Source organism: Paraburkholderia phymatum (assembly GCF_038900715.1).
Classification (GTDB): Bacteria; Pseudomonadota; Gammaproteobacteria; order Burkholderiales; family Burkholderiaceae; genus Paraburkholderia; species Paraburkholderia phymatum_A.
The window spans coordinates 327,029-346,177 of the sequence record NZ_JAYMRZ010000004.1; the positions used below are offsets into that span (position 1 = coordinate 327,029).

Genomic DNA, 19,149 nt, shown 5'->3' on the forward strand with positions numbered 1-19,149 from the left:
TCTCGAAGGCGTTCAATGCGACAGCAGCACGGGGACAGTCATCGACTTGAGGATCGTGCGCGTGGCGCCGCCGAGCACGACCTCATGCACGCGCGAATGCGCGTACGCGCCCATCACGATCATGTCGCAGCCCGACTCGGCTGCTTGCGACAACAGCACGTCGCCGATGGACGTATCGCTGTCGGCCGACATCTCGCGCACGTCGACCTTCACGCCGTGACGCGCGACCGTCAGCGCGATGTCGGCGCCGGGAATCCGGTAGCGCGGCGGTTCGGCGCGCGTGGCGTTGATCGTCAGCAGCGTCACGTTCGACGCCAGCGACAGAAACGGCATCGCATCGTGTATCGCGCGCGTGGCTTCGCGGCTGCCGTCCCACGCGATCAATACGTGCTTGCCGGGCTTCGGGAACGAGCCCGCGGACGGCACGATCAGAGCGGGCCGTCCCGCCGACAGCACGATGTGCTCGACGAACTGCTCGGAGACAAACGATTCGGGATCGGACGGGTCCGTCTGCCCGAGGACGATCAGATCGGCGAGGCGGGCATACGGAGGCACGACATCGTTCGCATAGCCGTTCGCCGCGATCCATTGGCCCTCGACCTTCGCGCGCGCAAGCTCGGCATGAAACAGGCGCTCCAGCGCGGCGCAGCGCTCGTGACGCTGGCGCTCGTGCTCCTCGTAGTACTCGGCCGTGCCGGCCATCACGAAGAACGCGTGCGGCGCGGGAATGTACGTCGAGAAAACGCCCGTCAGCCGCGCGTGAAACTGATGCGCGAGCTGCAACGCCATTTCGAGGCGCGGATGCGCGCGAGCGCTCGTATCGAGGTGAACGAGGATGCTTTTGTAGCTCATCGCCATAGCTCCGTGACAGAACGAGATGAACGGGCGAGCGCCCGATGCTGAAATCGAGTCTATGAGCCGGACACGCGCCGCCGTTGACGCAGATCAACCGCGTCCGTGTTGGGGCGCCCGTTGATACAGGTCAACCGGCAGCCGCTGCGCGCCAATACAGTGGGACCAGCGAAGGACGCCATGCAGCCTGTTTCGACAGTCGATCGTCTTGTGCTCCGGAGGGCACCCACCATGAATCGTGAACCCAATGCTCCATTCGAGCTGTGCCGCGCGGAACTCACTGCGCCCGTGCGGCTCGGCCGCCTCGCCGAGGACTGGCGGCGCGATCTGAACACGCTCGAGGCCCATCGGATCAGGCGCGATCGCGACGCGATGCAGCGCGTCGAGGCAGCGCTCGCCGGCTCCGGCGACTGGTTCGGGTTTGCGTCGGCGGTTCAGGCGGCGACCCACGACTACGCGAATGAAAGTCTCGCGATCTGGGGCGAGGCCATCTCGCTGACGGCGCAGCACCAGGGCGAATGGCTCGCCGAACTCGACAGCGTGTTCGGCGCGTGGCGAACCCTGTGGCATGCGCCATTGCAAAAGCTGCCCGGCATCGAGCCGGCTGTCGGCAGCTTCAGCGGATGGATGCGGACATGGCAGGACGCGATGCCGCACCTGGGCGTCTGGCCGAAGCACGAGCCCGCATCGACGGCCCACGCGCAAGCGGTTCCGGATACTGCAACAGGAGGCTGACATGCAAACGGGCCAAGCGCACCAAGCGGGCCGTGTCGCATTTGTCACGGGCGGAATGGGCGGACTCGGCGCGGCAATCAGCCGGGCGCTTCACGATGCGGGCATGACGGTCGCGATGTCGTACTCGACGCGCAACGATCACGCCGCGACCTGGCTCACGCGCGAGCGCGAGTCGGGGCGCAATTTCCATGCATACGAAGCCGACGTGACCGACTTCGATTCGTGCGAGCGTTGTGCGCAACGCGTGCTCGCCGAACTCGGCAAGGTCGACGTGCTCGTCAACAACGCGGGCATCACGCGCGACAAGTCGTTCGTGCGCATGAGCAAGGCGGATTGGGACGCCGTCATCCGCACCGATCTCGACGGGCTCTTCAACATGACGAAGCCGTTCCTTTCAGCCATGGTCGAGCGGAGCTTCGGACGGATCGTGAACATCGGCTCCGTCAACGGTTCGCGCGGCGCGTATGGACAGGCCAACTATTCGGCGGCCAAGTCCGGCGTGCATGGCTTCACGAAGGCGCTCGCGCTCGAAACGGCGAAGCATGCCGTGACGGTGAACACGGTGTCGCCGGGGTATCTGGCGACGGCGATGGTCGAAGCCGTGCCGCACGACATCCTGGAGACGAAGATTCTTCCGCAGATTCCCGTCGGCCGGCTCGGGCGTCCCGAAGAAGTGGCCGCGCTCATTGCCTTTCTCTGTTCGGATGCAGCGGCGTTCATCACGGGCGCCGATATCGCGATCAACGGCGGCATGCACATGCGATGAGCGCCCCTCAACTGCTTCGAAAAAAGGCGCCCGCGCCGGCTCCTGCGAGCACCTTGCCCGCCAATACCACTGATACCGCCGATATCGCCAATGCTGTCGTGACCGCGTCGACGCGCAGCGCTGCGGATTCTGCCTGCGCTCCGGCGCGCGGGACGGCCAGCGACGATCTCGACCGCGCAGCGCATGCGGCTGTCGCGGCGTGGACGGGAGGACTGTCGCCGGCATCGACGGTGCTCGCGTGGCTCGACTGGACAATGCACCTAACGGTCTCGCCCGGCAAGCAACTCGATCTCGCGGCCGAGGCGCTGGTTGCGCCCGCAATGCAAGCAGGCGGCACGCCGCCGGCGCCGCGTCAGACAACGCCGGACCCGCGCTTCGCAGCCGCCGAGTGGGATGCGTGGCCGTTTCGCTTGTACCGTGATGCGTTCCTGCTGGCGCAGCAGTGGTGGGAGCACGCGTCGACGGGCGTTCGCGGCGTCGAAGCGCATCACGAAGAACTGGTCCGTTTCTGGGCGCGGCAGTGGCTCGACGCATGCTCGCCGGGCAATTTCTTCGCGACGAATCCTTCCGCGCAGAAAGCGCTGATCGATTCGGGCGGCGGCATCGCGATCCGGGGCGCGCAACACTGGCTCGAAGATTTCGCCGACATGGCGAGCCGGCTGCGAAGCGGCCGTCCCGTTCATCCGCCCGCATGGCGTCCGGGCCACGAGGTTGCGTGCACGCGAGGCCGCGTGATCTGGCGCAACGAGCTTTGCGAACTGCTCCAGTAGGAGTCGGCGACATCGCAGGTGACGCGCGAGCCCGTGCTGATCGTGCCGTCGTGGATCATGAAGTACTACATCCTCGATCTTCAGCCGAAGGATTCGCTCGTCAAATATCTGGTCGACGAGGGCCATACCGTCTTCATGGTGTCGTGGCGCAATCCCGGCGCGGCCGATCGCGATCTCGCGCTCGACGACTATCTGAAGCGGGGCCTGCTGGCCGCGCTGTTCGAGGTGCACGCGCGATGCGGCGAGGCCGTTCACGCGACGGGCTATTGCCTCGGCGGCACGCTGCTCGCGATCGCGGCGGCAGCGCTCGCGCGCGACGGGAAAGCCGATCTGATGCGCACTGTCACGCTGCTCGCCGCGCAGACGGATTTCAGCGAACCGGGCGAGCTCGGGCTTTTCATCGACGCGAGCGAGCTTGCCGCGCTCGATGCGCTGATGTGGCAGCAAGGCTATCTGGACGGCTCGCAGATGGCGGCGACGTTCCAGTTGCTCAACGCACGCGACCTGATCTGGTCGCGCATGATGAGCGAATACATGCTGGGCCGCCGCTCGAACCCGAACGATCTGATGGCATGGAATGCCGATACGACGCGCATGCCGTATCGGATGCACTCGGAGTACCTGACGAAGCTCTTTCTCAACAACGATCTCGCGGAAGGCCACTATTGCGTGGACGGCCAGCCCGTTGCGCTGCCCGACATCGACACGCCCGCTTTCGTCGTGGGGACCGAGCGCGACCATGTGTCGCCGTGGCCGTCCGTCTACAAGCTGCACCTGTTCACGCACAACGCACTAACCTTCGTATTGACGTCGGGCGGGCACAACGCGGGCATCGTTTCCGAGCCGGGACATCCTGGGCGCCATTACCGCTGCGCGACGCGCGAGCCCGACGCGCCTTTTCGCAGCCGCCAGGAATTCTTCGAGCAGACGCGGGCCGTCGACGGTTCGTGGTGGCCTTGCTGGTCCGCGTGGCTGCGCGCCCATTCGACTGGCCAGGTGGGCGCGCGGCAACTGGACCCGGCACTCGAACGGGCGCCCGGCCGCTATGTTCTGGAATCTTGACGAAAGCATTGCGTGAAGGCGTCGCGTGAGCGGCGCCCTGATTGTTCGGAGTCAAGCGCGAAGTCAAGCCTGTCCGGCCGCGCATGTCTGGACTGGACAGCGTGCAACCGTTGCATGGTCACAGGAGAAATGCGACATGAAAGCACTCGTTTATCACGGTCTCGGCGAGAAGTCGCTCGACGAGCGTCCGATGCCCGAACTCTCGGCGCCCACCGATGCGATCGTGAAAGTCACGCGCACCACCATCTGCGGCACCGACCTTCACATCCTGAAGGGCGACGTGCCGACCTGCGAGCCGGGCCGCATTCTCGGGCATGAAGGCGTGGGCGTCGTTCATAGCGTGGGCAGCGCGGTGAGCGGACTGTCGGTGGGCGATCACGTGCTGATTTCGTGCATCTCGTCGTGCGGACAATGCGAGTACTGCCGGCGCGGCATGTACTCGCATTGCACGACGGGCGGCTGGATTCTCGGCCACCGGATCGACGGAACGCAGGCCGAATACGTGCGCATCCCGCATGCGCAGACGAGTCTTTACCGCATTCCGCCGGGCCTCGACGAAGAGGCGCTCGTGATGCTGTCCGACATCCTGCCGACGGGCTTCGAATGCGGCGTGCTCAACGGCAAGGTTCAGCCGGGCAGCACGGTCGCCATCGTCGGCGCGGGACCGATCGGACTTGCGTCGCTGCTGACGGCGCAGTTCTACTCGCCCGCGCAGATCATCATGATCGACCCCGACGCCAATCGCCTGGAAGTCGCGCGGCGTTTCGGCGCGACGGCTTGCGTCGACAACGCGCACGCCGATGCCGTCGCGCAAGTGCTGAAGCTGACGGATTCCGTGGGCGTCGATTGCGTGATCGAAGCAGTCGGCATTCCTGCGACGTTCGAGCTGTGCCAGGGACTGGTCGCGCCGGGCGGCACGATTGCGAATGTCGGCGTGCACGGGGTCAAGTGCGATTTGCATCTGGAAAAGCTGTGGGATCGCAACATCGCGATCACGACGCGTCTCGTCGATACCGTCAGCACGCCGATGTTGCTGAAGACGGTCAAAGCGGGACGCCTCGATCCCGCGCAGCTGATCACGCATCGCTTTCAGCTCGTCGACATTCTCGCCGCGTACGAGACGTTTGCGCACGCCGCCGACACGCATGCGCTCAAGGTGCTGATCGAGGCATCGTAGAGCGTGCCGGCCGCGCTGGCGCTTGCGATCGACGATGGCCGCAAGCGACGGGCATCGGGCGCCGCTGGTCTTGTAGCCATCGGCGGCGCCTCGATGCCTGGCGTTCTTGTCAGCGTCTGAACCATCCGTTTTCGATCCATCGACACCACGACACGCCCGTCGACGGTTCTCTCGCGCGGCGCGCCAAACACCGCATCGATGTTCTCGATAAGGTCGCGATGGATATGCGCGCGGTCGCTGCCTTGCGCGGCAACGTCGAGCGATTCCCGCAAGTCGCGCCGCGCGCCGACGATTCTTCGCCAGCCGTGGGGAGCTTCGCGTATCCGCTCGGCGCTTCGCCACCGTGAAGTTCGTGAAATCAACATACCGGTAATGTAGGACTGTGCCGTTTCTTTGTTGGAGGGAGTCTCCTGTCATGTCCGGTTTCGATTCCACATTTCCCCGTACCCCGTTTGCCAATCAGGGACCGAGCTATCCGAGCCCGCAAGGGTCGTCTCATTCGCAGCCTCATCACCCGCACTCATACGCCGCGCCCACGCAGCAGCATGTACCGCCTGCACTCGGCGGCCTGCAGCCGCGCCGCCCGCGCACGCACGACTTAAGCTATTACTTGTCGTGTGGCCCTTGCCGCCCGTCGCCGTCGCCGCCCGCGATCCCGCTGCAGCCGATGGGAGGACATCCCCCGATCTCCACGCAACCCACGGGCGTGGCGCCGCTTGGACAGGCGCATCAGCTGGCATTCAAGCACCACGACCCAATGCTGTCCGCGCAGATGTGCTGGGATGCAATCGCCACGTATGGCAAACGTGCCGGCATGCTGCACAGTTCCATCAATGGCCAACACGATCTGGTCGACCGGCATGACACGCAGGTCGCGGGACCGGCTCAGATGCAGTCGCTGCCCGCCAATCATTCGATCGGCTTCTACGATGGCGACCGTCTGGCTCATGTGATGGTCAGTACCGGCCACGGCTACGCGTCCGGCAACAAAAACGATTGCGTCGGCGTCGCGGGTGGGACGATGGTCGGATGGCAAAATCTCGATCTGGTGAATGGACTGCAGTGGGATCACAACGGTCAAGTGGTCGCACAGAATCGCGTGCTGACCGTCGTCCATCGTCCGCTGGCTGAAGCCGGACAACGGGCGCAGCCTGCATCCGCGATGAACAACCCATACGGCGGTGGTGGCGGAGGCTTTATCCCTCCGGGCTACTGAGCGGGTTGCACGCACCAGGTCTGGCTCATCGCGCCGGACTCACTCGGGCAGCACCATCCGCAAAGGACGCTGCCTGACTCATTGCCTCAATGCATCGACCCAGTCGCGAGCGCTTCGCCATACACCGACGCGACGCGCTGTGCGATCGCCGGGTTATCGAAATGCTCGCGCGCTGTATTGGCGGCACGCATCGGCATCCGGCAGCTTCAATGTGCCGTTACCCGTTACCAGGTCCTGCAACAGCCACCCACCGCCTCCACAGCGCGCCGGTCGGTGTCACCGGCATGCCCGACGCAAGCGATTCAATCGACCAGGGCGACACCCACGAGCGCGACGGTTGGCACCACGCCGAGCGTCGCCGCCGGGTCTAGCGCGACTGGATGCGGGTCCGCCGCGAAGCCGGGCACCGCACGTTATCGGTCGTCCCCGCGTCGCCGATGCGCTTCAACATGCTGCCGAGGCCGCCGGCACGCTCGAAACCAGTGCATGCCGATTCGCAGCGATTTGATTGTTTGCGTTGTCATTGCGTCCAGTTGCGTCGGTATCCGCAGTGCGTCGCGCGGTGGTTGCGCGTGCATCTGTGCTGTGCTTCGAAGATATGTGGCAGCGGGCGGTGAAGACCACCATGCCTTCCCTGAGCTGATAAGGAACTGCACTGTCTTCGTATGGCAGGACCGACGTTCGTGTCGAAATCGTCGTTGACAACGGGTTGCGCCTACGATGAATGAAATCCTTCGGAGGTGCGCGATATGAAGATTAGCAGTCATCCGACGTTCAAGGCCGCGGTCGCGGACCCAGAGACAGATCCGACTAAACGCATGCGCAAGTTTGGCGACGTTAAGTACGCGGTCAATAACGCTCAGGAGGTTTCGCAAGCGCTACATCAAAGCAGAGTAAGTGCGCAAGCCGCAGCCGGGAAGCTCGCCGGATTGCAGGAGCAACAACGGGAGGCGCGTGGCAGGCCAACTTTCGCGAAGTCGGCAGGCAGGAAGGTCGACCACGAGATCGCGAAGCTGGAAAAGCAGCAAAAGGACGCAACGGCCGAGAGCAACAGGTTGGAGCCGATGCATGAGGGGACGCAGCTTCTAAAGGCCGACTGGAACAGGGCAGCCGTATCGAAGGCCCGCAACGAATGGGGGCCGAGCGGTGCGATGCACCAGAACAATCCCATGAGGGCGCTCGGCGCCGGCAAGGACGTCTCCGCGTGGAGCGAGCGGAACGCGGCAGGAGGTGCGGAAAACAAGCCTCGACCGGTTCGGCATGGTGAAATGCTCGACGTCAAGGATGGCTGGACGGATTACATCAATCAAGGCTGGATGCAGGGCGGCTACGACAACAAGGCCGCGTTCCGTTTGCTGACGCCATTGGGAGAGGCGAGCGTCAAGCAACATAACGCGGCCGCCGACAAGGGCACTTGGAATGGTTACGAAGATCACCTGAAGCGGGAGGGGCAAAAGATCGGGCCGTCGAAGAACAACTTCTTGTTCAAGAGCGACGTGGGTCGTCCGACGTGGTATGCGCATGAACTCGCCGATCTCGCGAAGAACGGGTACGCGATTCGCAAAGATGAAAACGGGAGGCAGGTTGCGATGCCAAAAGAGAAGGCGAATGTGCTGAATGAGATCACGAGGGAAGTACCGAAGGTCGACTAGTCCGGCAGGGGCAATCGCGCGCGGAATCCGGAAGAGCCTTCTTCCGGATGTTTCTTCGCGGACCAGCAATTTGAAGGCATTCCGCATGGCGGCGGCATGGCGCCTTATCACCGAGGGCGTTGTCGCGGGCTAGCGCAGGTAATGAAGAAGCCTCCGCTGCTGGAACATCCGCTCAACAACATCATCTTGAACATCCGCGCCTATCATCAGCCGGGAGTCGGCCTGCTCACGCGCGTGTTTCCCGTCGACAACATTCTGTTCGCAAGCGAAATGATCAGGCAGTCGTGACCGCGTCGCTAACATACGACGACGTAGCGGTTCGGAATTCACGCCGCGAAAGCGACCGGCCCCAATGCGAAACCGTGGAGCCAAATGGATAGCCGTTTTTTGTACACGGATGTCATGCACGGATCCACGAGAAGTTGCCCGTCGCGATCGCTTCGAACGACTCGTCGCTCGCTTCGAGAATGCATTGTTTCCAGTACGTGCCATGCTCGGAATAATGCGCGAGCAGGTCGGCGAGCGTCTCGCCCGACGGCGCGTCGGCAAACGGCACGCGCACCTGCAGCACGACATTGCCGTAGTCGGAATCGAGCCCGAGTTGCGCCTGGTCCTGCGCGTATACGAGCAAGTTCGCTTCGAGCATCAGCCGATAAACCGTCAAGACGCGTCCTGCCGTCACTGCGCCGAAATCGAAGCTTAGATAGATAGCGTATGGATCTTCACCGAAGCAGTCGAGGCGCACATCGAGCCCGCCGACTTCGATCGAACGGGTCTCCAGCACGTGCTCGACATCCGGCAAGCCAACTGTCTCGCACAGCGACGCGACGAGTTCCACGTAACGGTCTTCACTCACGGTGCGATTACCCGTTCAAACAAGAGAATTTAATGCAGATGACAGAAGCGGCCGGCCGCCATGCAGACGGCCGGCCAGCCCGCATTACGATGCCTGCGCGGCCTTCTGGATGCTCGACGCACCCGACTTCATCGCTTCGCCGAGCGCTTGCAGCAGGCTCGCATTGGATTGCGCTTGCGCGATCTGCAGCTGTTGCTGCGCGTTGTTGTTGATGGTGGATTCCGCTGCTGCCGTTGCGCCACCCGAATTGATGCCACTGGTGACGCCGCTCAGTACGGCTTGTCCTGCTGTTGCGATACCTGGCATGGTTACTCTCCTGGAAGGATCCGGCCAACAGGATGTCGGACCGGTGGTTGAAATAGAGTCGATGCGCAGCGCAATGCGCATCAGCCGCGCAATGCATCCTCGCGCAACTGGCCGACGATCCGGCTCGCGGCGACGAGGCCGCGATAGATGCGGGCGCGCGCGTCGCGGTCGGCGGCCGTGCCGTCGGCGGCATGATTCAGTTGCTCGGCGCTGTCTTCGAGCGCCTTGCGCAGTTCCGTGACGCGCGTATCGGCATCCGAGGCTGTCACGACTTTCTGCAACTCCATGAAGTACTGCGCGTGGCGTTCAATGGCTTCGTACATGGTCATCTCCGAAACGTGTCGGCCGTCTGCGGGACGGACGTGTGAGGTTGGTCGAGGGCGTGCCCCGGCGACGCAGGCCCGGCAAACTGCCCGGCGATCGATGTGCGCGACGCGGGCGTCGTTTTCGAAGCGTCGTCTGCTGAAGGGGACGAGGCGGACGAGGGAGACGAAGCGGATGAAGCGGATGAAGCGGACGAAGCGGACGGCGCTGCATCGCTCGCGGGTTGCGGTGCGGCTGTATCGCCGGCGACATCGGCCGCGCTGGCGTCGCTGGCCGCCGTCTCCTTGTCGAGTATGAAAATGTGCTTCACGCCATCGGGCGTTTGCGCATAACGCACCGTGTCCGACGACACGATGGCGGTGTAGCTCGCGCCCGCCGGTGCGTCCGCCTGCTCGGCGCCCGTCGCAACGATGCGAATGTCCTTCACGTTCGCGGGCAGATCGGGGCGGATGCGCTTGACGCCCTGTTGCAATGCGTCCATATCGACGTTCGTGCCCGCAATCGAGAACACGCCTCTGCCGTCGTAACGTACGCTGATCCCCGCAACAGGCAGGCTTTCGCCGATGCTGCGCCGGATCACTTCCGCGATACCGTACTGCGTCTGCACGCGCGGCGACGTGATCGCGGCAAGCAGACGCCGCGCGGCGAGATTCTCCGATTCGTTCGCGACGAGGCCGCGCACCAGCACGCCGCCATGTCCGTCGAGCGACGCACGCAGTTCGTTCAGATGCGCGCTCGCGAACTCGCGGTTCACGTCTTCCATCGCGGCGACGTCGCTGGGCAGCATCGAAGCCCTGGCGCGCGACGTCAGCGACAGCGCGCTGACACAAGCGATCACCGCCAGCGCGACGCACGCGGCGCCGAGCGCAACGAACGTGCGGCGCCGCGCGCGAACGCTGCCACTTTCGGCGTCATCGGACTGGCCGGGTTTGAGCAGCGTCGACAGCAACGCGAGATCGCTCGGCCATTCGACGTCTTCGGGACCGATGCAGATCACACTCTGGTCGAACTGCATCGGCAGAAAATCGAGCATGAAGACGGGTGCGGTGTCTTCGACGGTTTCATTCGCTGGCGCGAGCGCTTCCGTCTCTTTGTCTTCGACCTGCTGCGCGTCCGCGTCGCCACGCGCTTCATCGCCAGCGCGCACATCAGTTTCTTGCGCGGCGAGCCGCCGAACGGTCACGACATCGTTCTCGCCCACTTCGACGATCGCGGACGAACCGCTCCAGTCGGTGATGCGGATGTCTGCGTCGTCGTCCGCGTCGATCCGGTGTGGACCGGGACCGAGCGGGGCGGTTGCGCCAGCATGAATACCCGTCAGGATGCGCAGTTGTTTCATGAGTTCGGTCGATCAGGCGAGGAAGCGGGTGCAGGCGTCGCGCTGTTCGGTTTCCTTCGATGAGTCGCAGATTAATCGACGCATGGAACGCGATCTCTCAAGTTTGCGAAGGCATTCGCACGAACGCGAAGCGACCTCAGATGCCTAGCCGGGAGGACGAGGAGAAGACGGCGCGGACGGATCGGCGGAACGCGTACTGCGTGCGCGCGCGATGCCGTCGAGCGCCGCATTCGCGCTTGCCGCCCGGCCTTCGCGCGCTGGCAGCATCGGTCCGCCGGCGACGAGCGCGAGCAATGGCGCAAGCACGTTGCGGGCTTCTTTCGCCGTGTTCAGACGAGGCGCGGCGTGCTGCGTGGATGGCGCTTCAGACGCCGGCAACGCCTGACGCGCCTGACGAAGCGCAGCCGAACGGACCGTCGCATCCATCAACGCTTGCCGGACTTGCGCAAGGGTCGCGAGCGGCAGCGCGTCTTCGTGATGACGAAGCGTGCGCAGCTGCTTCATCGCGTCGTGCAGCGAGCGATCGGGTGTGAGCAACGCATCGCACCACGCGCGGGCCAACGCATCGCGGCGCGGCGCGCCTTGCAACGCAAGCGCAGGCGAGCCCGCGAACATCGGCAACGCGGCAACTGCGCGACCCGCGCTGTCCGCGCTGAAGAGCGCCGGTTCGTCGTTCCGTGTGTCGTGCTTGTGCTGGCGCTGCCGCTGTTGCTGGCCGCCTTGCTGCTCGCCACTACCACCACCTTTCGAGCCGCCGTTACCACCGTCGCGCGTTACACGTAGCGGCGAATTGCGCTGACGATCGGTGCTTCTCGCGTTCTGCGCGGCGCGCGCATTGCTGGCCGTGCGAGCCGTGGTCGGCCGGCGTGTCGCCGCGAAACGCGCAGTCGCTGCCTTGCCCTGGCGCTTCTTCGCCAGCGCTTTCGCAAGACGCCGCGCGTTGGCCGAGCGCGCCTGACCTTGCAGATGCGCATGATGCGCGTGCGCGAACCGCACGTTGTTGCGCAGCGTCGTGGCGAAGCGCGCGCGGTTCTGCTGCGCTGCGGGTTCGACGCCGCCGCGTTGCGTCTGCGCAGTCTCTTTCGTAGCCGAAGTGCCAGCTGTCGGGCGCGAGTGGATCGGGTTCATCGCTGCACGGCCGTCAGGAGCAACTGGTTTGCGAAGCGCAGAATCGCCGACGCGCCGATCGGCGCAACGACGACGAGCGCCACCACCACGGCAATCAGCTTGATGCCGAACGAGAGCGTCTGATCCTGCAGCGACGTGATCGCCTGGAGGAACGACACGAGCAGCCCGACGCCGGCCGCGACGACGACGATCGGCAGCGACACATACAGGCACAGCAGCAGCCCTTGCGTCGCGAGTCCGACGAGCGTATCGATAGTCATGACAAGTCCATCGTGGATAAACGCGGGGCCTATCGGTAGCCGAGAATGAGACCGTGCATCAGCGCAGACCAGCCGTCCATCGCGACGAACAGCAGCAGCTTGAACGGAATTGCGACGTTGGTCGGCTGCACCTGATTCAAGCCCATCGCCATCAGCACGTTCGCGATCACCAGATCGACGACGATGAAGCCGATGTACAGCAGAAAGCCGATCTTGAAAGCGTCGGTCAGTTCAGTCAGCGTGAACGCCGGGGCGAGCACGATCAGATCGGTGTCCTTGAGCGCCTTCGCTTCCTGTGCGGGCCATAGCGTCGTCGCCGAACGCAGGAAGAACTGGCGCTCGCGCGATTGCGCATGTGCTTCGAGGAACGTGCGGAACGGTTCGCGCGCGGCGGCGATGCCCGCCGTGACGTTCTGCGTGACGTTGCCGGGCGCCTGGTTTGCCTGCATGCCCTGCATCGCGGAGAATGCTACGGGCGCCATGATGTACACCGAGACGATGATCGCGATGCCGTTCAGCACCATGTTCGGCGGCACCTGCTGGACGCCGAGCGCATTGCGCAGCAGCCCGAGCACGACGACGATCTTCATGTACGACGTCACCACCATCGCGATGAACGGGATCACGCTGATCGCCAGCACGACGATCAGCAGCCCGGTGATGTCACCTGTCTGAATCGCCGGCATAAGCCATCCTCGTGATCCGCACGCCCAGATGTTCGCCGACGCAGACGATCTCGCCGTAGCCGACCGTTTGCCCATGCGTGACGAGCCGCACGGGCGTATCGAGCACGGGCGCGGCCAGTTCGATCACATAGCCGGGCCGCAGCGCGGCGAGTTGCGCAAGCGGCAGCGCGACGCTGTCGATTTCGAACTGCACGGGCAGATCGAGCAGGCCGATATCGAGCGGGGCGTCGAACGATTCCGCTTCGGCATCGGCTTGCCGGTTGCCGTGCGCATCGTCGGTTTCGGCTGTTTCATCCCGTCGGACATCGTGCATTTCAGCTTCGCTGTCATTCAGCGTCTCGCCGTCGCCAGGCAGCGTGTCCGGCGATTCGGCCTGCAAGGGTTCTTCGTTCATCGTGGGTTTCTCTTCTACAGTGACCTGCGTGCCGTCGATCGCGACACGCGTGTGGATTCGCCGCATGCCGGCTGCCGTTGCGCCCCACGCCGCGCGCGCGGCAAAGGCTGCGCCGCTGTGCATTGCCTGCGCGACTCCGGGTGCGAAGGTGCGCAACAAGACGTCGCCGGGACGCAACGACTGCAAGGCCGCAAGCGGCACACGCCGCGCGCCGAGCGCAATCGCGCCGGAAACGCTCAGCGCAGACGCGATAGCGAACGCTTCCGTGGCGTGACGCGACGGCAATGCGGCGAGCCGTTTATGCAGCACGTCGAGCGTCGCGCCGGAAGCGCCGATCGAAAATCGATGCACGACGCCCTCATGCAGCAACGCAACGTCGAAGCGTTCGCCATGTGTGACAGCGGCTATGCGTTCGACCGCTGTCACGCGCCAGCGCCCGAGCCCTGCTGCCTGAAAACGCTGCACGAGCGGCGCGAGCAGTGCGTTGGCGAGCGTGCTGCGCAGTGCGTGACGCGTGCTGTCGCCCGCACTGGACGCGACGATCTGCAGTGCGGGATAGCGCGCGAGATCGAGATCGATGTCGAGCGTGCCTTCCAGATGCGCGATGACGATGCGGCCGGGTTCGTCGAACGTGTTCGCTGCGCAAGCAGCGGGCGAGATTTCGAGGGCGTCGATCGCGCCGAGATAGCGCAATGCATCGAGATGACGCGCATCGCAGAGAAAGCGCGCGGCGTGCGCCGCATCGGGCGTGACGTGGCGCAAGTGCTCTGCATACGGACGTTCGGTGGACACAGTGGACATACGGGCTGCGTGATTAGCGTGTCGTAAAGCCGGCCGGGGCATTCTCGGCCGCGCTGCAAATGAACGGCGCCAGCCCGCGGCTAGTGAACCGTCAATTCGAGCGTGCGCGCTTCGCCTCGTGACGCGAGCAACTGGCGCAGTTCGCGTTCGAGCAGGCCGGCATGCTGCAAGAGTAGTTCGCGTGTGTGAGTGCTCTCGACGTCGAAGCGAAGCAAGAGAACAGCGGGCGAAAGCATCAGATGCAACTGGGTGCCGGGCAGCCGCTGCGGATCGATGCGCAACGTCACTTCCCAGTGACCGGCCAGGCGGATCGCAGGATTCGACGCGAACTCGGCGACATGCCGCGCAAGCACATGCGCAAGTTCGAGCATCTGTTGCTCGCAGCGCAGTATGGCGGCCACGACGCGCTGGCTCGCGCTGCCGATGCGTTGCGCGAGCGACGGCTCTGCTTGGCGTTCGGGCTCACGCTCATCGTCGGGCGTAGCGGCGGGAAGATCGTCGTCAGGCGGGGCCTTGCCGTCGCGGCGCAAGAGCGCGGCGAAGTCCGCATGCCGCGCCCGCCGAACGCGCGCGCCCGCCGAAGCGTTCGACGCCTGCACAGGCGCTGCGATTACGCGCACGGGGCGCGATGTGATTCTCGACATGCGCGGCCTCAGGCGGTGACGTGGCCGATCGGCTGCAGTTCGAGATGTCCGCCGAGTTCCTGATACGAATAGACGGAGAGCCAGCCCAGCCTGCCTTCGATCATGCGCCGCACGTAGCGCCGGATATCCATCGACGTGACGAGCGCGATGCCCGGACGCTGCGTGAGTCCCGCGAACGATTCGATGCTGTCCACGAGAAAGCTGATCTGATCGGGCGGCAACGCGAGGTAGTTGCCCGTCGGCGTTTGCTTGATCGCCTGGCGGATATGCTGCTCGACGGGGCCATCGAGCAGGATCGCAGGCAGGATGCGAGCGCCGAGTGCGGCCCGATGCGCGAGAAAGCGCGCAAGATCCCCGCGCACATACTCGGTCAGCATCAGGACGTCTTTCTCTTTTGGTCCCCACGCGATGAGGCTTTCCATGATGTTGCGGATATTGCGGATTGGAATCTGTTCTTCGAGCAGACGCCGCAGCACGTCAGCGATACGCTGCGGCGGCAGCACTTTTTGCACTTCGGCGAGCAGGCCCGGATATTCGATGCCGAGCTGTTCCTGAATCCACTGTACTTCGTTCACGCCGAGAAACAGCGATGCATTGCGCCTGAGCAATTGCACGCTGACATGCGCGATCACCTGTTCGGCTCGCCAGCCGGATGTCTTGCCGGCGAGCGTCGCTTCGTCGTGCCAGTAGCTCGGCTGGCCGCCGCCGTCGATCGAGTCGCGCTGCTCGCAGCGTTCGGCGAGCGCCTTCGTTTCCGCATCGTCGGGCTGGACTGCGAGCCGTTGCGGAAGGTCGACGAGCAGTACCTTGCCTTGCGGCAGTTCGAGCGTGAACGACGGCACATCGTGCATCAGAAACTCGCAAGTGGACGGCGCGAGCTTTTCGCTGATCCACATATGGATGCCGGGAAACGGCAAGCCGAGTTCTTCTTGCAGCGAAGCGCGCTCGGCTTCGAATGCCTGATTGAGCCGGTCGACGGCGAGGCGACCCCGGAGATCGGATGAGAGCCGCACGCCCAGCGCGCACGAAAACGCGGGCGGCACGCAGGAAATCGCAGGCGTTTCGCTCTTGGCGCCTGCACGCTGCATCGAACGCACGGCTTCGAGGTCTTCGAATGCGCGCGACGGTCCGCGCTTTTTCAGCTTCCATGCTGTGAAGCCGAGAATGCCGCTCAACACGAGAAAGAGCGGCCACGGAAAACCCGGCACGGCCGCGAACGCGACCAGCAGCAACGCCGCAAAACCGAGTGCGGGCGCGCTGCCCATCAACTGCTTGCCGATTTCGGCGCCCAGCGAGCGCGGTTTCTCGTCGCGGTCGTCGGCGACGCGCGTGATCATCACGCCCGCCGCGACGGACAGCAGCAGCGCGGGCAACTGCGCGACCATCGCATCGCCGACGGAGAGAATCGAGAACCGGTTCGCCGCTTCGCCCGCCGTCATGCCGTGATACAGCACGCCGACGGCGAGGCCTGCGACGATGTTGATCATCGTGATGATGAGACCCGCGACGGCGTCGCCTTTCACGAACTTCATCGCGCCGTCCATGCCCCCGTGCAGCGCGCTTTCGAGCGCGAGGGTCGCGCGCTTGTGACGCGCTTCGTCGGCGCTCAGCAGGTTGGCGCGCAAGTCGGCGTCGATGCTCATCTGCTTGCCGGGCATCGCGTCGAGCGTGAAGCGCGCGCCGACTTCCGCGACGCGCTCCGAGCCTTTCGCGATCACGATGAACTGCACGAGCGTGATGATGATGAACACCACCATGCCGACCACGAGATTGCCGCCTACCACGAGCTTGCCGAAGCTGTCGATGATGTCGCCCGCTTCCGCATGCAGCAGGATCGATTTCGTCGACGCGATGCTGAGCGACAGACGGTAGAGCGTCGTGAACAGCAGGATCGACGGGAACGCGGACAGCGACACGACGCTCGGCACATAGAGCGTGATCATCAGCAGCGTGACGGCCGTTGCGATATTCAGGCCGACGAGTATGTCGATCATGAAGAACGGCAGCGGCAGGATCATCAGCGAAACGATCGCGACGATCATCACGAGGATGCCGATCTCGCCGCCAGCGGGCAGTTTGAGTGTCTTGAACATGAGCGTGGTGGTTGAGCGAAGCAAATGGCGTTGATGGACGCGACGCGTGCGTTCAGCCGGACAGCGTCGGCGCGGCAGAGGCCGTCGAGTCTGCGGAGTCGCGCGGCAGGGCGAGCGAATCGACCCAGCGCAGGATCGCAGCGACGGCTTCGAACAGTTCGTCGGGGATCGGCTCGTCGAGATCGACCTTGTAGAGCGCGCGCGCAACGGGCGGATGGCCGACGATGGCGACGCCCGCGAACTGCGCGTCGCGACGCATCTGCAGCGCTGCTTCGTCCATGCCCTTGGCGATCACGACAGGCAGCGGATATTCGTCGGGCGCGTAACGCACGGCCACCGCGTAGTGCGTCGGATTGACGACCACCATGCTCGCCGTCGCGATCTTGCGCGGCGCCGTCGTCGCGAGTTCCTGCGCGAGACGCCTTCGCTCGCCCTTGATGATGGGATCGCCTTCGTCCTGCTTGAACTCGCGCTTGATCTCGTCCTTGCTCATCTTCTTGCCGCGTATGAACAGGAACTTCTGCAGCTTGAAGTCGACGCCGCCGAACACGACATACAGCGCGGCCGCCACCGCGAGCAAGCGGATCACGACGAAGCTCGCGAGCTTCGACAGATCCGGCAGCGACTGGAATATCGAACCCGTGACGAGCGGCAGCAGACCCGTGATCGTCTTCCACATCACGATCGCGAGCACGATGCCTTTGATGGTCATCTTCGCGAGTTCGAGCAGCGACTTGAGCGAGAAGATGCGCTTGACGCCCGCCATCGGGCTGACGTTCTCGAACTTGAGGCCGACCGCCTTCATCGAAATCACGATGCCCGTCTGTCCCGCCAGCGCGACGACGGACGCGAGAATCGCCGCGCCGGTCATGGGCAGGATGGCGCCCGTCGTGCGCGAGCCGATCTGGCTGACGGCCAGCATCAGTGTCGTCATATCGTGCGGACCGGCGACGAACATCAAAGCAATCGAAATGCACGAGCGCAACGCATCGACGATCTTGTCGCCCGTCGCGATCAGCATGCCGACGCCGACGGCCAGCAACGCGCCGTCGACGAGGTCCGTGCTCTTCGCGACCTCGCCTTCCTCGCGCGCCTTGCGCAGGCGTTTCTCGGTTGGCTGTTCGGTTTTATCGTCGCTCATCGGGCGCTCCTCGTGCGGCACGTCGCGTCAGGCGTGATGCGGGCGCGCGATGCTGGAATGCGGTGCGCTTCACGCGAACCGTGCTGCCGGAGTGTAGGGCGCCCGCTTTTGCGTTCTATTGCGCGAAGCGAAGCCCCGCGCACGCGGGCGAAGCGGGTGGATCGCTGGCGCGGATCGCTGGCGTGGATCGCGCCGCGTTCGCGTTGTAGTTCGCGTTGCATTCACACACCGAGGTTCGCTTTCGCGCGACTCGCTTCGGCTGCGGCGCGGGAAGCGTGCTATCCCCTTGCTACCTTGCTGACGATGACGCTCCGCGTCCCGTTTTCATCAAGAGGGTCCACGCCATGCTCGCGAAACCGTCACAACCTGCTTGCGCCCCGGCCGCGCAGAACTATTTGCAATGCGGCGATGCCACCTTGAATGCGCTGATCGAGATTGCGTCGGCGGGTCTATTCCGGCACTTTCCGAAAGCCTCCGCCGATACGGCCGACATCGAACTGGTGCTCGACGCGCTGCGCGCGTTCCGTCCGAAGGTGGCCGAGATCGACACGCTGGCGGGCGTGCTGCATATCGTCAATGGCCGTTGGGAAGAGGCGTCGCGCACGTTGCGCGACGTGATCGACTCTGTGCCGTCGTTCGCGTATGCGAAGGCGATGTATGCATACTGCCTTGCGTCGCAGAACGACGCCGGCTGGCGTCAATGGGCCGATCAGGCGCTCGAAGGCGAAGCGGGGCCGGAGACGCGCGCGCTGGTCCGCGCGCTCGGCGTGCGTGCCGATCTCGAAGCCGCACGCGCAAATCATCGCGGCGGCGAGTTCGTGATGCCCGAGTCGTATCGCGATTTCGCGCAAGAGCAGGAAAGCGCGCAGTCGAAGACGACACGTCCGCTGTCGGGTGATGCGCCGGCGTTCGCGTCGCACGCGTTTCTGCGCGCCTGATTCGAGGAG

General features: G+C 64.5%; 18 protein-coding genes and 3 pseudogenes. 8 read left to right on the plus strand and 13 right to left on the minus strand.

Features of this window, described 5'->3' with window-relative positions:
* Nucleotides 1-12: 12 nt before the first annotated feature.
* Nucleotides 13-852 (minus strand): universal stress protein, encoded by an 840-nt coding sequence (locus VSR68_RS10165; RefSeq protein WP_342939711.1) that lies wholly within the window; start codon nt 850-852, stop codon nt 13-15.
* A 231-nt stretch (nt 853-1,083) separates the two neighbouring features.
* Here VSR68_RS10165 and VSR68_RS10170 point away from each other — a divergent pair, with 231 nt between their 5' ends.
* From VSR68_RS10170 to VSR68_RS10185, 4 genes and pseudogenes are all read left to right on the plus strand, one after another.
* Nucleotides 1,084-1,587 (plus strand): hypothetical protein, encoded by a 504-nt coding sequence (locus VSR68_RS10170; protein ID WP_342939712.1) that lies wholly within the window; start codon nt 1,084-1,086, stop codon nt 1,585-1,587.
* Between the two features lies 1 nt (nt 1,588).
* The gene (locus tag VSR68_RS10175; protein ID WP_342939713.1) at nt 1,589-2,353 is read left to right on the plus strand and encodes a beta-ketoacyl-ACP reductase; all 765 of its coding nucleotides are present in this window, start codon (nt 1,589-1,591) and stop codon (nt 2,351-2,353) included.
* Nucleotides 2,350-4,185: pseudogene (locus tag VSR68_RS10180) on the plus strand (alpha/beta fold hydrolase). The gene VSR68_RS10175 and the pseudogene VSR68_RS10180 overlap by 4 nt, the downstream one beginning before the upstream one ends.
* A gap of 136 nt (nt 4,186-4,321) precedes the next feature.
* On the plus strand, nt 4,322-5,362 hold the full coding sequence (locus tag VSR68_RS10185; protein ID WP_342939714.1) for a zinc-dependent alcohol dehydrogenase family protein: 1,041 nt from the start codon (nt 4,322-4,324) through the stop codon (nt 5,360-5,362).
* 140 nt (nt 5,363-5,502) lie between these two features.
* On the opposite strand, the pseudogene VSR68_RS10190 reads toward VSR68_RS10185, so the two are convergent.
* Nucleotides 5,503-5,655: pseudogene (locus VSR68_RS10190) on the minus strand (zinc-dependent alcohol dehydrogenase); the annotation flags it as partial.
* Nucleotides 5,656-6,029: 374 nt separating this feature from the next.
* Between VSR68_RS10190 and VSR68_RS10195 the strand changes: the two are divergent.
* The 3 genes and pseudogenes from VSR68_RS10195 to VSR68_RS10205 form a co-directional block, all read left to right on the plus strand.
* Nucleotides 6,030-6,578 (plus strand): hypothetical protein, encoded by a 549-nt coding sequence (locus VSR68_RS10195; protein ID WP_342939715.1) that lies wholly within the window; start codon nt 6,030-6,032, stop codon nt 6,576-6,578.
* Nucleotides 6,579-7,327: 749 nt separating this feature from the next.
* A complete protein-coding gene (locus tag VSR68_RS10200; RefSeq protein ID WP_342939716.1) occupies nt 7,328-8,230 on the plus strand; it encodes a hypothetical protein in 903 nt (300 codons plus the stop codon).
* 78 nt (nt 8,231-8,308) lie between these two features.
* Nucleotides 8,309-8,506 (plus strand): annotated as a pseudogene (locus tag VSR68_RS10205) (amidohydrolase family protein); the annotation flags it as partial.
* A gap of 124 nt (nt 8,507-8,630) precedes the next feature.
* Here VSR68_RS10205 and VSR68_RS10210 read toward each other — a convergent pair.
* From VSR68_RS10210 to sctU, 11 genes are all read right to left on the minus strand, one after another.
* Entirely contained in the window at nt 8,631-9,086 is a 456-nt protein-coding gene (locus VSR68_RS10210) for a CesT family type III secretion system chaperone (protein WP_342939717.1), read from the minus strand.
* A gap of 84 nt (nt 9,087-9,170) precedes the next feature.
* Entirely contained in the window at nt 9,171-9,392 is a 222-nt protein-coding gene (locus tag VSR68_RS10215) for a hypothetical protein (protein ID WP_342939718.1), read from the minus strand.
* An 80-nt stretch (nt 9,393-9,472) separates the two neighbouring features.
* Nucleotides 9,473-9,715, minus strand: a complete 243-nt coding sequence (locus VSR68_RS10220; protein WP_342939719.1) for a type III secretion protein — start codon at nt 9,713-9,715, stop codon at nt 9,473-9,475.
* 2 nt (nt 9,716-9,717) lie between these two features.
* Nucleotides 9,718-11,055, minus strand: coding sequence for a type III secretion protein (locus tag VSR68_RS10225; RefSeq protein WP_342939720.1), 1,338 nt, complete (start codon nt 11,053-11,055; stop codon nt 9,718-9,720).
* Nucleotides 11,056-11,199: 144 nt separating this feature from the next.
* Nucleotides 11,200-12,183, minus strand: coding sequence for a hypothetical protein (locus VSR68_RS10230; RefSeq protein WP_342939721.1), 984 nt, complete (start codon nt 12,181-12,183; stop codon nt 11,200-11,202).
* Nucleotides 12,180-12,443 carry a type III secretion system export apparatus subunit SctS gene (gene sctS, locus VSR68_RS10235; RefSeq protein WP_342939722.1) on the minus strand — a complete coding sequence of 88 codons (264 nt, stop codon included), beginning with the start codon at nt 12,441-12,443 and terminating at the stop codon, nt 12,180-12,182. The genes VSR68_RS10230 and sctS overlap by 4 nt, the downstream gene beginning before the upstream one ends.
* A 29-nt stretch (nt 12,444-12,472) precedes the next feature.
* A complete protein-coding gene (gene sctR / locus VSR68_RS10240; protein WP_342939723.1) occupies nt 12,473-13,129 on the minus strand; it encodes a type III secretion system export apparatus subunit SctR in 657 nt (218 codons plus the stop codon).
* A complete protein-coding gene (sctQ, locus tag VSR68_RS10245) occupies nt 13,107-14,315 on the minus strand; it encodes a type III secretion system cytoplasmic ring protein SctQ (protein ID WP_428983492.1) in 1,209 nt (402 codons plus the stop codon). Before sctQ ends, sctR begins: the two co-directional genes overlap by 23 nt.
* 89 nt (nt 14,316-14,404) lie before the next feature.
* The gene (gene sctP / locus VSR68_RS10250) at nt 14,405-14,968 is read right to left on the minus strand and encodes a type III secretion system protein SctP (RefSeq protein WP_342939725.1); all 564 of its coding nucleotides are present in this window, start codon (nt 14,966-14,968) and stop codon (nt 14,405-14,407) included.
* An 8-nt stretch (nt 14,969-14,976) separates the two neighbouring features.
* Nucleotides 14,977-17,061 (minus strand): type III secretion system export apparatus subunit SctV, encoded by a 2,085-nt coding sequence (sctV, locus tag VSR68_RS10255; RefSeq protein WP_342939726.1) that lies wholly within the window; start codon nt 17,059-17,061, stop codon nt 14,977-14,979.
* Between the two features lie 52 nt (nt 17,062-17,113).
* Entirely contained in the window at nt 17,114-18,202 is a 1,089-nt protein-coding gene (gene sctU, locus VSR68_RS10260) for a type III secretion system export apparatus subunit SctU (protein WP_342939727.1), read from the minus strand.
* Between the two features lie 344 nt (nt 18,203-18,546).
* Between sctU and VSR68_RS10265 the strand changes: the two genes are divergently transcribed.
* A complete protein-coding gene (locus VSR68_RS10265) occupies nt 18,547-19,140 on the plus strand; it encodes an HrpB1 family type III secretion system apparatus protein (RefSeq protein ID WP_342939728.1) in 594 nt (197 codons plus the stop codon).
* The last annotated feature ends 9 nt before the right edge of the window (nt 19,141-19,149 follow it).

Coding starts and splice junctions, on each gene's coding strand:
- VSR68_RS10165 (WP_342939711.1), bottom strand. CDS start 852: ATGAGCTACAAAAGCATCCTCGTTCACCTCGATACGAGCGCTCGCGCG.
- VSR68_RS10170 (WP_342939712.1), top strand. CDS start 1,084: ATGAATCGTGAACCCAATGCTCCATTCGAGCTGTGCCGCGCGGAACTC.
- VSR68_RS10175 (WP_342939713.1), top strand. CDS start 1,589: ATGCAAACGGGCCAAGCGCACCAAGCGGGCCGTGTCGCATTTGTCACG.
- VSR68_RS10185 (WP_342939714.1), top strand. CDS start 4,322: ATGAAAGCACTCGTTTATCACGGTCTCGGCGAGAAGTCGCTCGACGAG.
- VSR68_RS10195 (WP_342939715.1), top strand. CDS start 6,030: ATGGGAGGACATCCCCCGATCTCCACGCAACCCACGGGCGTGGCGCCG.
- VSR68_RS10200 (WP_342939716.1), top strand. CDS start 7,328: ATGAAGATTAGCAGTCATCCGACGTTCAAGGCCGCGGTCGCGGACCCA.
- VSR68_RS10215 (WP_342939718.1), bottom strand. CDS start 9,392: ATGCCAGGTATCGCAACAGCAGGACAAGCCGTACTGAGCGGCGTCACC.
- VSR68_RS10220 (WP_342939719.1), bottom strand. CDS start 9,715: ATGTACGAAGCCATTGAACGCCACGCGCAGTACTTCATGGAGTTGCAG.
- VSR68_RS10225 (WP_342939720.1), bottom strand. CDS start 11,055: ATGAAACAACTGCGCATCCTGACGGGTATTCATGCTGGCGCAACCGCC.
- VSR68_RS10230 (WP_342939721.1), bottom strand. CDS start 12,183: ATGAACCCGATCCACTCGCGCCCGACAGCTGGCACTTCGGCTACGAAA.
- sctS (WP_342939722.1), bottom strand. CDS start 12,443: ATGACTATCGATACGCTCGTCGGACTCGCGACGCAAGGGCTGCTGCTG.
- sctR (WP_342939723.1), bottom strand. CDS start 13,129: ATGCCGGCGATTCAGACAGGTGACATCACCGGGCTGCTGATCGTCGTG.
- sctP (WP_342939725.1), bottom strand. CDS start 14,968: ATGTCGAGAATCACATCGCGCCCCGTGCGCGTAATCGCAGCGCCTGTG.
- sctV (WP_342939726.1), bottom strand. CDS start 17,061: ATGTTCAAGACACTCAAACTGCCCGCTGGCGGCGAGATCGGCATCCTC.
- sctU (WP_342939727.1), bottom strand. CDS start 18,202: ATGAGCGACGATAAAACCGAACAGCCAACCGAGAAACGCCTGCGCAAG.
- VSR68_RS10265 (WP_342939728.1), top strand. CDS start 18,547: ATGCTCGCGAAACCGTCACAACCTGCTTGCGCCCCGGCCGCGCAGAAC.